At 53.8% G+C, this 15,864-nt stretch carries 9 protein-coding genes; 6 read left to right on the top strand and 3 right to left on the bottom strand.

The annotated features are described in order from the left end of the window. Positions 1 to 86: 86 nt before the first annotated feature. Together AC5S16_RS04115 and AC5S16_RS04120 are read left to right on the top strand one after the other, a co-directional pair. Positions 87 to 3,608, top strand: a complete 3,522-nt coding sequence (locus tag AC5S16_RS04115) for a TonB-dependent receptor (RefSeq protein ID WP_493928758.1) — start codon at positions 87 to 89, stop codon at positions 3,606 to 3,608. An 84-nt stretch (positions 3,609 to 3,692) separates the two neighbouring features. Continuing rightward, entirely contained in the window at positions 3,693 to 4,964 is a 1,272-nt protein-coding gene (locus AC5S16_RS04120) for a mandelate racemase/muconate lactonizing enzyme family protein (RefSeq protein ID WP_493928759.1), read from the top strand. A 134-nt stretch (positions 4,965 to 5,098) separates the two neighbouring features. On the opposite strand, the gene AC5S16_RS04125 is transcribed toward AC5S16_RS04120, so the two are convergent. Together AC5S16_RS04125 and AC5S16_RS04130 are read right to left on the bottom strand one after the other, a co-directional pair. Further along, positions 5,099 to 5,287, bottom strand: coding sequence for a hypothetical protein (locus AC5S16_RS04125; protein WP_493928760.1), 189 nt, complete (start codon positions 5,285 to 5,287; stop codon positions 5,099 to 5,101). Between the two features lie 196 nt (positions 5,288 to 5,483). Further along, the gene (locus AC5S16_RS04130) at positions 5,484 to 6,713 is read right to left on the bottom strand and encodes an ROK family transcriptional regulator (protein ID WP_493928761.1); all 1,230 of its coding nucleotides are present in this window, start codon (positions 6,711 to 6,713) and stop codon (positions 5,484 to 5,486) included. Positions 6,714 to 7,194: 481 nt separating this feature from the next. Between AC5S16_RS04130 and AC5S16_RS04135 the strand changes: the two genes are divergently transcribed. Together AC5S16_RS04135 and AC5S16_RS04140 are read left to right on the top strand one after the other, a co-directional pair. After that, complete coding sequence (locus tag AC5S16_RS04135) at positions 7,195 to 10,962, top strand: carboxypeptidase-like regulatory domain-containing protein (protein WP_493928762.1); 3,768 nt, start codon at positions 7,195 to 7,197, stop codon at positions 10,960 to 10,962. Between the two features lie 105 nt (positions 10,963 to 11,067). Then, the gene (locus AC5S16_RS04140) at positions 11,068 to 13,119 is read left to right on the top strand and encodes a tetratricopeptide repeat protein (protein ID WP_493928763.1); all 2,052 of its coding nucleotides are present in this window, start codon (positions 11,068 to 11,070) and stop codon (positions 13,117 to 13,119) included. Between the two features lie 468 nt (positions 13,120 to 13,587). Here the strand turns inward: AC5S16_RS04140 and AC5S16_RS04145 are convergent, their stop codons facing one another. Further along, on the bottom strand, positions 13,588 to 14,142 hold the full coding sequence (locus AC5S16_RS04145) for a fasciclin domain-containing protein (RefSeq protein ID WP_493928764.1): 555 nt from the start codon (positions 14,140 to 14,142) through the stop codon (positions 13,588 to 13,590). A gap of 219 nt (positions 14,143 to 14,361) precedes the next feature. Between AC5S16_RS04145 and AC5S16_RS04150 the strand changes: the two genes are divergently transcribed. Both AC5S16_RS04150 and AC5S16_RS04155 read left to right on the top strand, forming a co-directional pair. After that, positions 14,362 to 15,048, top strand: coding sequence for a molybdopterin-dependent oxidoreductase (locus AC5S16_RS04150; protein ID WP_493928765.1), 687 nt, complete (start codon positions 14,362 to 14,364; stop codon positions 15,046 to 15,048). Position 15,049: 1 nt separating this feature from the next. Continuing rightward, on the top strand, positions 15,050 to 15,853 hold the full coding sequence (locus AC5S16_RS04155; RefSeq protein ID WP_493928766.1) for a cytochrome b/b6 domain-containing protein: 804 nt from the start codon (positions 15,050 to 15,052) through the stop codon (positions 15,851 to 15,853). The last annotated feature ends 11 nt before the right edge of the window (positions 15,854 to 15,864 follow it).

A 15,864-nucleotide genomic window follows, 5' to 3' on the forward strand; every position in this document is an offset into this window, starting at 1 on the left:
TTAAGAAATTATCAGAACCAGGCAGTGAAATAGTTGTTCCTCATAGACGACCGCGGCAGTTCTCTTCTGAAGGAGGCAGCATCGTCATGCAGGTCTACAAAGTACACCGCATTACTCTCGCGCTTGTCGTTTGCCTTATCTCTTACTCTCATGGACCAGCCCAGGTAACTACAGGCAGTATTCTCGGAACAGTGCGTGATACAACCGGTGCCGTAGTTCCTGGCGCAACCGTTCTTCTCAAGGACATCGGGAAAGGTACTGCGGCAACGACCCAATCCGATCAGGATGGGAATTACAATTTTCCATTCCTGATTCCTGGCACATACAACCTGTCAGTCCGAGCAACCGGTTTCAAGCAAAGCGTCTTAAACGATATCGTTCTGGACATCGATCAAAAAGCACAACTGGACTTCGCACTTGAGCCAGGCGGCACCAGTGAGACCGTCGAGGTTACGACGGCTCCACCACTGATCCGCACCCAGAGCTCAGAGCTCGGAGAAGTTGTTGGCAAGCAGCAAGTACAGAATTTGCCGTTGAATGGCCGAAATTTCGCGCAGCTGGTCTACCTGGTTCCTGGAGTCACGGCGGGCCAGGCAGGAGAAAATCTCTCCGGCTCAAGTTCTTTTAATCCCCGCGCCGCATCCAATTTCAACTCGCTTGGCAGCCAGGCGAACACAAATGCCTTTCTGGTTGACGGCATTATCGACAACGAATGGACATTCAACACGGTCATGGTGCAACCATCGGTCGAATCTATCGCTGAGTTCAAGGTGTTGACCGGGACCTATTCTGCGGAATTCGGCGGCGGTGCAGGCGTACTATCAGTGTCAACCCGCTCAGGATCCAACTCATGGCACGGCGAAGTCTTTACCTACTTGCGCAATAGCGCGGTCGATGCGCGGAACTATTTTGCTCGCGCTGGAAGCTCTGTGCAGAAGCCTGCGTATCGGCGCGGCCAGTTCGGTGGTGCAGTAGGCGGGCCAATCAAGAAAGACAAGCTCTTCTTCTTTGCTGACTATTATGGCCAGCGGTCCCTGAAGGGCATCGTCAACCAGAACAGCGTGCCAACTGCAGCGGAGCGCGCAGGTGATTTCAGCGGTTACACAGATGCCAACGGCAACTTGATTCCCATATACGACCCCCTCACAACCGTAGCCTCTACCAACAGCACCGGGGGAACGGCCTACACACGTACGCAGTTCATGGGCTGCGATGGAGCCCATCCTAATGTGATCTGCAGCGATCGGCTCAATCAGGTAGGGCTGAATGTCGCCAGCATCTATCCTTTGCCTCAGACCTCCGGCAGCTTCAATAACTATGTTTCGACTGCAAATCAGATCATCGATGACAATGGCGGAAATGCGCGTGTGGACTATCACATCAACGAAAAAGACTCTGCTTTTGCCCGCTTCAGCTACGAAAAGTTCATTCAGGCATCACCGAATCCGCTGGTCGGTGCTCAGGGAACCTGCTGCATCCCGACACCATCATCAGCAGCTGCCGAGTTTGATCTGGGACCCTATGTTGCAGGCATTCAGAACACAACCCTGGCCGCACAAGGCCTTTCCGTTAACGAGACCCATCTTTTCACTCCCACTCTGTTCAATGAATTTCGTACCGGCTATGCGCGCACCAATCCGTTTACCACGCAGTCTGACTTCGGGCACAACTCCTCGACGTCTCTGGGCATTCAGGGTCTGAATATCTCGCAGTACACAACAGGATTACCGAATTTCACGATCGGAAGCGCTTGTGGCAATGAGTTCACTTGTCTGCAAGGCGGAACAGCGTTCCTTCCTGCGCGTCCCGTCCAGACAGATATTCAGGTTGAGGACACTGTCTCGTGGACCCAGGCAGAACATCAACTCAAGTTCGGTTTCCGGTTCGTTCGCGTATATGCCTCTCCGTTCACGAATACAACGACACGAGGCGGTCTAACCTTCAACGATAACTTCACAAATAGTGGAAGCACCAGCATCGGAGGCTCAGGTCTTGCCGCGATTCTGCTTGGGTTTCCGAATGCCGGGAGCCGCAATTTCCTTGAGGCGCCGTATTACATCACGAACAATCAATACGCGGCTTTTGTGCAGGACGACTGGAAGGTCACGCCCCGCCTGACTCTGAATCTGGGCATACGGTATGACGTCTTCACTCCCGACGTCGAGAAAGACAATAAGCTGGCGAATTTTGACTACAACACCCTGACCTTTATTTATGCGGGTGCGAATGGCATGAGTCGAAGCGCGGGCATTCAGGAACGTTTCGGAGACATCGGGCCGCGCATTGGATTCGCCTACAATGTCGACGGAAAAGGATCAGTTGTAATCAGCGGCGGTTTCAGCATCGCATATTTCCCGGATCCGTTCTCCGCATCGGACGAGCTCGGACAAAACCCGCCGTACACCGTTTCGCAAACCTTTGCGAGCCCGGCGACTTATCCTCTTCCCAGTGCCTTTGCTCCCGGTAATCAGTGCTCTCCAACCAACACTTCGGCAAGTTGTCAGCCGGTAATCAATAACCCATTCCCTCAGGGAGCAGCCACCCTGCCCATCTCCACGCTGACAAATACGGCCCTGCTGAACGCCGCTGCGCCGGCCATCGTCGCGCATTCACTCAAAAACCAGACTCCGAACATGCAGACCTACACCCTAAGCATCGAGCGCCAGACTCTCGGAGGAGTAGCTGAGTTTGCATATGCCGGCAGCCATAGTCTTCATCTGACCTATGCATACAACCCAAACGAGATTGGACTCATAAAACCCGGTGGCCCGACCTCCACTACTTTGCGGCGGCTCATCCAGCCGCTCAACAATATTTCGACATGGGTGCAGGAAGACGAGATCAACGCGTCGAACTACAACAGTTTCCAGGCGAAGTACACCAAGCGCTACTCGCACGGCCTGACGGCTCTTATCAGCTACACCTATAGCAAGTCCCTGGACTATGGCGGCTCCGCCGCATCGGGAGGCGGCTCCGCCGGCAATCCGCAAACGGTTACGAATCTGCGCGCAGGCTATGGTGCGTCCGGTTTCGACCAGAAACATCGCCTGGTGAGCAGCATCACCTACGAACTGCCTTTCGGCGCCAAACGGCAGTTCCTCAATACCGGCCTGCTTTCGCACGTCGTCGGTGGACTGGAAGTCGATGCGATTACTACCTACGGCTCTGGACCTCCATTCTCGGTCTCACTGAACAATGGAGTAAATAGCGGAGCGCCGAGTTGGCCAAACAGGATTGGCTCTCGCGGCAAGATCGACCACGGTAACCCACAAAGGTTCTTCGACGCGACACTCTGCCCCACAGGACGGGTCAGCCTTGCTGACGGTGCACCCTGTGCCTTTCAGATTCCGACGGCGAACACATATGGCAATGTAGCGCGCTCCGTTCTTTACGGTCCGACAACGAAAGACTGGGACATCTCCGTGCAGCGGCGATTTCCGTTATTCGAAGATAAAAGCCTGAACTTAAAAGTAGACGCATTCAATACATTCAACACGCCAAACTTTTCTACTCCCAATACTGCGCTCGGCGCGTCAACCGCAGGCCAGATCACCGGTACAGTCAACGACAATCGCGATCTGCAGGCCTCGCTTACTTTTTATTTCTAACTTCGTCTGGGACCATCTCATGGGTGGTCCCACTTGACCCCGAAATCAGTTGCCGTACTCTTCCATTTCTATCGAGGGGAAAACGTGCTGAGTAGCCGTAGAGAATTTCTAAGAAACTTCGCAGCCGGGATCGCCGGTGCCTGCATATTTGCCGAGCCCTATCGCAGTCTCGCCGACGCCCTGCGCAGGAAGATCAAGATCATCGATGTGAAGTGCATGATCGTGCGTGGAACCTGGGACTGGAACCTGATCAGAGTTGACACTGACGCTGGAATTTCAGGCATCGGCGAGGCCTATTGGGGACCCGGCGTAAAGGACCTTGTTCTGCGGCAATTGAAACCGCTTGTGATTGGCGAAGACCCGCTCAATGTCGACAAGCTCTACACCAAAATGCTGATGATGAGTGCAGGTGCCGGGGCTATCGGAGGAGCAACGGTCACTGCTGCCAGTGGAATCGAGATCGCTCTCTGGGACCTGGCCGGCCGCATTCTGCAGACGCCGGTATGCAACCTGCTTGGCGGCCGTTTCCGTGACCGGGTTCGCTTCTACCGCACTCTGCAGGCGCCTTCCAATCCCAAGGAAGTATCGTCGTGGCGCGACCAGGCTGCCGAGGCGAAGTCCAATAATAAATATGGATTTACTGCCTTTAAGTTCCAGGGAGACAATATCCCCGTCAGTGCCGACCCAACTTATTCGGAGCCTGGTCACGACATCTTCGCTCGTAATCTGACGAATCGTGACATCACCAGAATCGTGACCAAGATGGAAGCAGTACGCAATGAGCTCGGCCCGGACATTGACTTTGCCATTGAGTGCCACTGGAAGTATGACACGCAGGACGCGATTCAACTGCTGAATGCGCTGGAGTCAGTCAAGCCGATGTGGCTTGAAGATCCGCTTCCTCCGGAAAATACCGACGCGATGGCGAGGCTCGCTCGCGCCACGCATACTCCTATCTGCACAGGTGAGAATCTCTACACCGTTCAGGGCTTTCGCACGCTCATAGAAAGCCAGGCCTGCGCGGGTGTTCACATTGATATTCCCAAGTCGGGTGGGTTATTACAGGCTAAACGTATCTCAGACCTTGCCGATCTCTATTACATCTGGACCGCCGCTCATAATCCTGCGAGTCCGATCGGAACAATCGCATCGGTGCATGCAGCCGCGTCCATGCGCGGATTCCGTATTCACGAGCTTGCAAAGTGGATTGATTGGTGGCCAGATCTGGTTACGCATGAAGGCCCATTCTGGACAGATGGCTACTTTACGATCGAGGACAAACCTGGGCTGGGTGTTGAGATCAATCCGGACGTGGCAAAAGCACATCTCATGCCAGGAGAGACTTGGTGGGGGTAAATCTTGTCTGGCATGCTACTCATCATGCGTGTCAATCCAAGCGCGCCGCGACGTATCCTCGAGAAAGAAATCTGGTTGCGAACTCGATAGAGACGGTCATGTCCTCCCAGTTGTTTTGGTGTGGAAGAACGCAATCAATAGCTGGAGCAGACCGTTGAGAAGGTACCATCGCGCTGCAGCAGCAGGAGGAAGAACTCAAGCGAGCGCGCGAGATTCAGCAAATGCTGTTGCCCGGCACATTGCCGCAGCCTGCATGAGTTCAGATCGCCGGAGCCTGGCAGCCAGCTCGTGAAGTCAATGACGACTACTTCGACGTGATTCAACTGGACAAAGATCGCCTCGGCATTTGCGTGGGCGATGTCGCCGGAAAAGGGATCACCGCCCCGTTGCTCATGGTGAATCTCCAGATATCCTTTGTGCCTTCGCTGCTATCCGCCGGGCTGGCACCGATGCCCCAGACACCTGCATCACGCCTTCTGGCAGTACGGAATTGAGTTTTTCGAGATCGCAAATAGATTTTTAGGCAGATTTTATGGCGCTCGCCATCGCCGGGCTCGACATTGCACGACGCGCTCCACGCTGAAACACGAGTGCTGCCGCACCACGGAGCCGGGCGATTTCGCCTTCATGCGTCGGCCGGATTAGTGGTGAACTTCCAGCCAGAGTGAGATTAGCGACTTCCTTCTGAATCACGGGACCAAACCTGTGCCATGCTGAAGTAAGGTCGCCTGCGATCAGGATTGTACTGGGAGAGACCCCGGCGATGATGATGCGTAATCCACGCCCTATCCACATGGCCTGTCTGATGAGGGCCTGTGCCGCCGCTGCATCACCTTCTTCTGCAAGATTGAGCAACTCCTGAAAGGAGACAGTAGAAGGCTTCTTCGGCCGCAACTCATGGTAATACCGCAAAGCGGCCCGGGAGGAACTGAACACCTCCCAGCATCCGTTCTTACCGCAGGCGCAGCGAGGCCCATTGGGATCGATGGGGACGTGGCCGAATTCTCCAGCCATCCCGTTATATCCGCCGACCAGCTGCCCATTGGTTAGAACGCATGTTCCAACACCTTCTGCGACCGCGACCAGTACCGCATCTCGAACTCCATCCATGCGTGAGAAAGTCATCTCGGCCAGCAGACATGCGGTTGCATCATTTTCCATCATTACTGGCAGCCCCATTCTGATTTCTATGACTTTCCTGATATCAAAATCGGGCCATTTCAGATTAGGAGCGAAGATCAACCGCTGCGTTGTGGGATTCACTCTTCCTGGCAGACTAATGCCGATGCCTTCGATCGATTTGCGCGGGACAGTCTGATGCATCCGCTGCATGCAGTCAATAATCAGCCGCATGGAGACAGCGGGATCAGAGGTGAGCGGCACAGGATAACGCGAAAGCAGCCGCCCATTCAGGTCCACCAAGGCAATGCTCGCCTGTTTCGGATGAATGTCGACTGCGATGGCAATCAGGTCTTCGTTTAACCCTACAAGTGTCGGTCTACGTCCGCGGGGCAGCGAACGCATCGCACCTTCTCGCACCCAATTTTCAGCAATGAGCTGTTCCACAATTTGTGAGATTGTGCTTCTTCCGAGACCTGAACGCCGCGCGAGGTCGGCGCGTGAAATTGGCTGGTTTGCTCGAATTAACTCGAGGACAATATCCCGATTGATGAGGCGCGCGGTCTCACTGGAAGCGAGTTGCATTTCCTCAAGGTCGATGAGCCTGATGCCATGCCTGTCGTTTCGCAACTTCGATAACCTCCACCGCTACAAATTACGAAGCATACCATTCGGGACGGATTTTCATGAAGCAGGGTGGATATCCGGAAAATTTGTTTTTGTCGGGAATGAAATCTGGACGGTAATTTTTTGAAAGAGCAAACCGGAGACCGACAAGTGGGAGCAGTAAATTGTCCCCTTCTCGGATCTATGTAATAGTAGCGATTTCATTCATTCAACTCATTGGTTTTTAAAGTACGGTAGCAGGAGTAAAGGTGAGCCGGGTTGGGTACTCGCCTCGAATAAACGCACCTCACAGATTATTTTGATGTGGATTACAAAAGAGCGCAAACATTTGTCTAAATCTGACTTTTCCCTTGACAGTGCCGAAATCGTATTTCTATAGTTTCGGTCGCTAACAAAATCAGCGAGCAAGGACAGAGTAAAAAAGAACAACGGATTCCTGAACAGCAGCTCGCTTGTTAGCGGAGTTTCAGGAGGCAATTGGAGCATGAATTACGCATTCAGTATTTTTCCCCAACTAAATCTGCGGCAACTATCGACCCTGGGCTGGCAGCTGCTGGCGGCCATCGGAGCAGTGCTTGTACTTTTGTCCGGGTCTATGGCGCACGCGCAAACCACAGCCCAGTTGACGGGCATTGTGGAAGACAGTTCTGGAGGTGTGATTCCCTCTGCACAGGTGACGCTCATTGACGAAGCAACAGGAGTCTCGCGCTCCATACAAACCAACAGCGAGGGATTGTATGCCTTTCCTGCGCTGGTTCCGACTTCCTACACGCTAAAAGTCAGCGCGAAGGGTTTCCAGCCCAGAGAGATCACCGGAATCACGCTGCATGCCGGAGATGTGCGCGCCATTCCGGCATTGACTCTGGCGGTGGGCTCTGAGTCAACGACGGTAACTGTCAGTGCTGCCAGCGAGATGATCCCTACTGAAAGCGGACAGCGCACCAACGTACTGGACAGCAAGCAGATCGACAACCTTGCTCTTGTAGGACGAGACACCACGGAACTGCTGAAAGTGCTGCCGGGGGCGACAACCGTCTCCTCCGGCCTGACACAGAACAGTCCGATGTATAGCGATCTAAACACATCAGTACAGCAAAGCGCGATTGGCAATGGCATCAATATCAATGGCGCAGTCAATCGCGGCGGAAGCGCACTGCTGGCTGATGGCGCCAACATCATTGACCCGGGCAACATGGCGTCATCGGTCTCAATCGTCAACCCGGAGATGACTGCTGAAGTCAGCGTGCAGGCATCAAACTTCGGCGCAGACACTCCGTTCGGCCCGGTGGTAGTGAGCACCATCAGCAAGTCAGGCGGCGATCACTATCACGGCGAGGTCTATTTTGACGCGCGCAATAGTGTTCTGAATGCAAATGACTGGCAGAGCAACCATCAGGGAATCGCACAGGGGCCGCAGCACTATTACTATCCTGGCGGAAACTTTGGAGGCCCAGTGCCGGGCACTAACAGGAAGCTGTTCTTCTGGGGAGGCTATGAGCGCTGGCTGCAGAACCAGGGTAATTCGAATGTGTTGAAGTCATACATTCCAACTCCGGAAATGATGGCAGGAGATTTCACCACCGATAATCCGGACAACCTGGCCCTTTGCCCCAATGGTTTCTATGCAACTCCTACGTCCAGTTATCCGCAGGGCGCCTGGTGTAATGACCTGTCCGGCACCGTCTTTCCGGATGGCAGCAGCATTCCTGCCAACACATCTGCTTCTGCGAATTCCGGTAACAGGATACCTTCTCAGTTCATTGATCCCGGCGCAGCCGCCCTGGCGAAGATCTGGCCTAAAGCCAATGCCAATCCTGCGACTACACCTGGCGGGTACAACTACTATCAGCCAATCGAGAACATCAACAACGGATGGATCTATCGTGTTCGGCTCGATTATCAACTGGGCGACAATACGAAGATCTATGGATCCTACCAGCAGGCGTTCAACTCACAACTGGCGCAGGGCAATGGCGCGCACCTCTACTGGACCCCGGGCAATGCGATCCCCTATCCGGGAGGCGGAGAGTCCGAAGCCTTCCGCGGCAAGTCGATCGCAGGACACTTTGTGCACAACTTCAACTCCACAACTACGAATGATTTCATGGCAGCGTGGGCTTTTGGTGATTTTCCATTCGTTCAGCCGGACCCCTCTGCAGCCTCTCGATCCACACTGGGTTATCCCTATGGCAAGGTCTTCAAAACCTCCTCAGTCAATATCCCCGCCTACGCCAGCGCAGGAACAGCCAGCTTCCCGGACTTTTCACAGGCTTCTATTTTCGAGAACCCTCCAGGGAAATATGCTGTCCGCAAAGAAGCTCCGCAATTTAATGATGTGCTGACCAAGGTGTGGGGCGCGCACACAGTAAAGATGGGCGCATTCACGCAGAACACAGACAACTATCAGAGCACCTTCAGTACATACCAGGATGGCAACCTTACTATCGGTGCGGGACAGAACCCAAATCTTCTTACTGGGAACACGATGGGCTCACCTCACAACCCCGTGGCTAACTTCACCATGGGTATTCTTAATGGCTACAGCGAAAATAATGCGTCTCCTATTGCGGATACTGCTTACCAGGCCACAGCGTTTTTTGTCGACGATACCTGGAAAGCGAATAGGCGCCTGACTCTGTCGCTGGGCGCACGCGTAGAGCACATTGGCCACTGGTATGATCGCGGCCGAATTGGAATGGCAGTCTTTTATCCTGACCGTGTATTACCTGACTTCAATGCCGGCAAATATGCTCCTGGATATTACTGGCATGCTATCGACGCGGGCGTTCCGCTCAGCGGGCAGCCGAACCGTTTTGCTTATTTCGATCCGCGTCTTGGCGTTGCCTATGATTTCTCCGGGAACGGTGACACGGTAATTCGTGGCGGATGGGGCGCTTACCGCTTCGTTACCCAGGTGAATGACGTTTCGCCGCCACTGGTGACCGCGCAGCATGTCCTCAACTACAACATGCCCGGTCAGAAGACACTCCTGCTTTCGCAACTCAACCAGCTGGCATATGTTCCCTGCACCTCTCAGTGTGTGAGCGGAGTTCAGGCGGGCTTCGATCCGGCTGATTACAGCCAACCTCTCACGTATGCCTACAGCCTTACAGTTGACCAGAGGCTGAAGTGGAACTCGGTGCTGGATATTGCTTACGTCGGAAGCAGCACCAGCCAGCTTTCCGACAACAGCGAAGGCATTGAAGGCAGTAATTTCGCGGCTCTCGCCGATATGAACAAGACTCCTATGGGAGCCTTCTTCCAGCCTGATCCAGTTACCGGTGTGCTTTCCACCAATCCGGAAAACCTGGGAACAAACCCCGGTAACGGTGGCGGGACCTCGACCGGCAATAAAGCATCGGATTATCACCCGTACGGTTATGCATATGGCACCGCATCCGCATATATGGATCAAGGCATCTCCTACACCAACTACAACGCGTTGCAAGTCGCCTGGATCAAGACAACGGGACGGATCACCTTCAACCTGAACGGCACATGGTCGAAAACGTTAGGCACAAGCCTGCAGGAGAATCCGTATAACATCAACCTGAACTATGGACCCACTTCTGTGGACAGACCGTTTGTCTTTAATGCTGCCTACACTTATCAGACAGGGAGCATTCATAATTTCAACCGGCTGGTCAACGGTCTCCTGGGAGGATGGACGATCTCCGGTATATCCACCTGGCAGGCAGGCGGATACATTCCCGCTGCGCTGGGAAATGGCGTGCCGAACTTCGGCCTGGGGCTGACATATACAGGACTGCCGGCGGATGCAAAAGCCCAGGGCATCAGCAGTGGTATCGGCGCTGCAACTTACTTCGGCACGGATGCACCTGTCCCAATTCTCCCCACGCTGACCTGCAATCCTACTGCAGGCCTGAGACATTACCAGCGCCTGAACGGTAGTTGCTTTTCAGCGCCGGCAGTAGGCACACAGGGCGGCCAGAACTTCCCCTATATGAGCGCCGGAGCCTATTTCAATAACGACCTGGCGATTTACAGAACGTTCCACATTACGGAGAAGCAGCAACTCCAGTTCAGAGCCAGCGCCTTTAACTGGCTGAATCATCCACTTCCGGGTTTCAGCACGCTCAGTGGAGGACCACTCTCATTGAGTTACAACGTGGACTACGCCAGCAAGGCCATCACACCTAACTACAACACCAGCACCTTTGGCGTGATGGATACCAAAACAGCGGCTCCATACCAGCGCATTATTGAATTGAACGTGAAGTACTTCTTCTAGTCGGCCTCCCTTACCAGAAGGAAGGTGAGCGAATAGTTCACCTTCCCTTTTTTTAAAGGCCCGAATTTTTCAGAAAGCCGGCTTTGTGTGCTGTAGTGATACGATGTGAAACCGACAGTCCTTAGCTCCACCATGTTTATCCCATCCAGACCCTGTGGCATATGCGTTGTTCTGGTACTTCTTTTTGTCACGGTCTTTCGTGGACAGACACTCGAGAACAACTCCTCTGGCAGAGGATTGCAGCTGCAATACAACAACGCCCAGAAGCTCCAACAGGCAGGCAAACTCAGCGAGGCAGCAGAAGAATATCGCGCCTTTCTCCCCAATGCATTGGGCGGGTTGGCGATTGGGTATGCGCTTGCGCGGGATTACGCGCAAGCGGCTCCATTGTTCGACGAGGCCCTGACCCTCGATCCCGATTCTCCGTCTCTTCTTCTTGATTATGCGCGGACGGCATGGATGCTTGGTGACCTCGATCATGCAAGAACGCTGGCGGCAGAATTCATACAGAAATATCCTGGCGATCGCGAAAAACTCGCCCAGGCCCATCAGGTGCTTGGCCGAGCGCTCCTGAAACTGGACCGGGACAAGGAAGCAAGAAAAGAACTCGAAGCAGCCGTTGCCCTGGACCCGACTTTCCCCAATGGCTATGACCTGGCCGTGGCCTGTCTTGATTTGGAGGACGAGAATTGCGCTGTCCAGCTTTTCGATGAACTCGAAAAATCGTTTGGGGACACTCCTGAGATCCACATGGCGTTCGGCCGCGCTTATGGTGAATCAGACTTCCAGGCCCGGGCCATCTCTGAATTCAAGCGCTCCATTGCAGAAAATCCTCGCCTGCCGGGTGTTCACTATCTGCTCGCTGCAATCCTGCTGGCAACGGGCGGCGATGAAAGCCATGTGGCAGACGCGGAAGCAGAGTTGAAGAAAGAACTGGCCATCTCGCCGCACGATGCCATGACATATGCAGCACTAGGCAAGATTGCCGTAACTCGCAAAAACTACTCTGAAGCAGAAGCCTATCTGAAGAAGTCGACATTACTCGCGCCACAGAGTCCTGATGCTTACCTCTACCTGGGACAGATGTACTTCAACACGAACCGCTTCGCGGAGGCCAAAGCCGCTTTTCGGCAGTGCATCCGTCTTACGACGGACATTTCACGAAATCGATACCAGGTGCAGAATGCGCATTTTCTTTTAGGCAGAATTCTTATTCAGCAGGGAAAGCAGAATGAGGCGCGGGCAGAGATGAATATCGCCCGCGAACTGTCCAATAAGACACTGGAGCAGGACAAAAGCAAGCTGGCAGCATTGCTTGATGTGTCAGGTCCTCAGGATGGTCAGGCTCAATTCTCTCCTGCTCACGATGCTGACCCACAGGCGTTGGGTAAGGCTGAAGCAATGAAAGAACAATTCGGTCCTGTCGTAGCCGACAGCTATAACAACCTGGGCGCTATCGCGGCAACGAAGGAAGATTACGCGAAGGCGGTCACATATTTTGAACACGCCGCGCTGTGGAATCCGTCGCTCGACGGACTCGACTATAACTGGGGGCGAGCGGCATTTGCGGGGGCGCAATACGCGGATGCCATCCCGCCGCTGTCGCGTTATCTCAAGTCATACCCGGATGACACCGGCGCGCGTAGCGTCCTGGGAATCAGCCAGTTCATGACCGGGGACTACCAAGGCTGCATCGAAGTACTCCAACCCGTGATAGGAAAGGTCGATCTCGCCCCCCAGGCAGAGTATGTATATGCAGGCTCGTTGGTGAAGACTGGGAAAGTCAGCCAGGGCGCAGAGCGATTGCAGGCACTTGAGAAGCTGCATCCGGATGTTCCCGAAATACACCGTTCCCTAGGAGAGGCGCTGGCAATAGAGGGAGAGCAGCAACAGGCCCTTGCAGAACTTCAAGCCGCGATCAAGTTCAACCCACGTGACCCTGAATCACATTATGATCTCGGCAAAATAGAGCTTGAAAGAGGGAGCGCAGCCGAAGCAATTCCGGAACTTGAGACGGCGGTGCGCCTGTCGCCGGACAGCGAAAAGTTTCACCATGCACTGGCCGATGCGTATACCACAGCCAACCGGCGGGATGACGCGCAGAAAGAAATTGAAGCCTGCAACCTGCTCAAGACGCGTGCGCAAAGCAAGCGATAAGGATAAGGCGATTAATATGCTGAATGACTATTGGCTGAAAGCTGGTAGTGGTTAAGTGCTACGGATTTTCAACAGTGCTTTTCGCTAACCGGGTGTTCATTGCTTCGACTTTGATTTGCCCTTTGTTCTCTCTGCCAAGAAGGCAGCTTCCACAGGGCCGCAATAAAACTGGGTGTGGCCGCATCTCTCCTCATGCGTAATATCGATCGACTGGAATTTGACTTGGTGTCAGACTCTTTGATCGCAGCCCCACCACATTCTCAGCAATAGATGCAGGACGATTATTTGTTCAGGAAATTCGTGAAGCGACCACCACATCACGCATGCCTGAAATCTTGCTCGCTATTCAGGCCAGGATCGAGCAAGGGCAGGACAACTTAGGATGTTTAACGGATCAAGCACATCAGGAAACAGGGCCGGGAGGAAGGCCGGGCCTGTTTCCTGCGAGTCTGTCAACTATTATGACCTTCAGTTGGGCATCACGACTGTGTCGATCACGTGGATCACACCATTGGATTGAAAAACGTTCGGGATCGTTACTGATGCGGTGTCCCCTTTTTCGTCCTTCAGCATGATGTGCTGGCCATCCTGGGAGGAAGCCCACAGCTTGCCGCCTTCTACCGTCGTGAGCACTGCCATTCCTTGACCTTCTCTGATCTTTTTCTTGAGATCAGCTGCACTCAGCCTTCCGGCCACAACGTGATAGGTAAGGACTTTGGTCAACGTCCCTTTGTTTTCCGGCTTAAGCAATGTTTCTACCGTTCCGGCAGGCAACTTGCTAAATGCCTCATTGGTTGGCGCAAAGACGGTAAATGGTCCCGGCCCTTCCAATGTTTCCACCAAGCCAGCCGCTTTAACAGCGGCAACGAGTGTGGTGTGATCCGCGGAATTGACCGCGTTTTCGATGATGTTCTTCGTCGGATACATCTCCTTGCCACCGACTACCGGATTATGCATTGCGGCAAATGCCGTTGCGACGGCACAGAATACCACCGCAATCAGAGCGAGTTTCTTGTCTTTCATGATTCCGATTCTCCCGGATTGAATTTGTAATTCCTGTGAGGTTTACGCCGGAGCCGGCAAATTGGATTTACGAAGTTTTCCAGCGATGAGCATCCAGGGTGAGGCGCCACGCGTACTAGGAACAGGTCGCCATCAATGACAGGTATGAACAAACAATCCGAGAAAACACGGGACGGTTTCGACGAGGCTGATGTTGTGGAACAAAGGATGTTCCGGCGAATGTCGCGGCGCGATCTGCTAAAGCTGTCGCCCACCCTGGCTTTGGGTACAATTCTGATTCCCAGGTTCAGGGACTCAATCCTGCGGGCAGGTGTAGATCTCAGCGATCGAGCGTCTGAGGTTTCCTTCCGCGGGCAGCATCTGGAAGACAGCTTTGCCGATCGTGAAGTCACACCGATCGAGAAGTTCCCATTTAACTACTACGACGTACTTGATCCTGAAATTGACTTAGCCACATGGTCTCTGTCGGTCACCGGTCTGGTGAAGAACCCGGGAAATTATCGTTTGCCGCAGATCCAGTCACTTCCCAAGATCGTGCAAAATACGCGTCATGTGTGCGTGGAAGGCTGGTCTGTGATCGGCAATTTCGGCGGAGCGAGGATTTCGGAGTTCCTGAAGATGGTTGGCGCCGATCCAAAGGCTCGCTTCGTGGAAGTGGAGTGCGCCGATGACTACTACGAGTCGATCGACATCGGGAGCGCCATGCATCCTCAGTCTCTACTGTGCTATGAAATGTACGGTCAGCCTCTCGCGCGTGGCCATGGCGCTCCGTTGCGCCTCCAGATGCCTATAAAGCTCGGGTACAAACAGGCGAAATACCTCACCTCCTTCAAAGTGACAAACATATTGAGCGGCCGCAAAGGCTTTTGGGAAGATCAGGGCTACAACTGGTACGGAGGACTCTAGTATGAATCGGACGTCTGTTGCTGCCGGCAATCAAAGGTTTGTCCTGTTTCGCGATCAGAAATCGAAATTGGTCTGGTTCGCTCGTTACGAGCATCCGTACCTTGTTCGCGTTACGCACTGGGTGAGCGCCCTCTCAATTACCGTCATGATTTTGAGCGGAATTGGGATTTTTCGGGCTTTCCCAAGCTTCGGAGCAAAGATTCCTGAGAAGGATTTGGCAACCATTCCCGCCTGGCTGGGGCTGGGTGGCTGGCTTGGCGGCTCCCTGCAGTGGCACCTCACATTCATGTGGCCCTTGATGGCGAGCGGCATTGCTTATTTGGGCTATCAACTGTTTTCGGGCAATTACCGGCAGGTACTGTTCACTCCTAAAGATTTGCCGGGAGTCTGGCCAATAGTCCGGCACTATTTTCTGGGCGGTTCGAAACCCGGGTTGAAAGAGTCCTACAACCCCCTCCAAAAACTCGCTTACACATCCGCAATCCTGTTGGGCTGGCTGGCTGTGGTAACTGGACTGGTGCTCTATAAGCCCGTGCAGCTCTCATCACTGGCCTGGCTTATGGGCGGTTTCGGGATGGTACGCATTTGGCACTTCTGCGCAATGCTTTTCCTCGTAATTTTTATTGCCGGGCACCTGATCATGGTTGCCCTGCACGGTTGGAACAACTTCTACTCAATGCTCGCAGGCTGGAAGAAAGAGCCGGCCCGTGAATCAGCTAATGAACAAAGCCATCAAGAGCTTTCTCATCCAGCGCGATCCGAAAGAACGACGCCTGGAGGCGAATGCGAAGATTGGCCACAGTAGGCTATGTGCCG

The sequence above is a fragment of the Acidobacterium sp. FHG110202_01 genome (genome assembly GCF_059115305.1).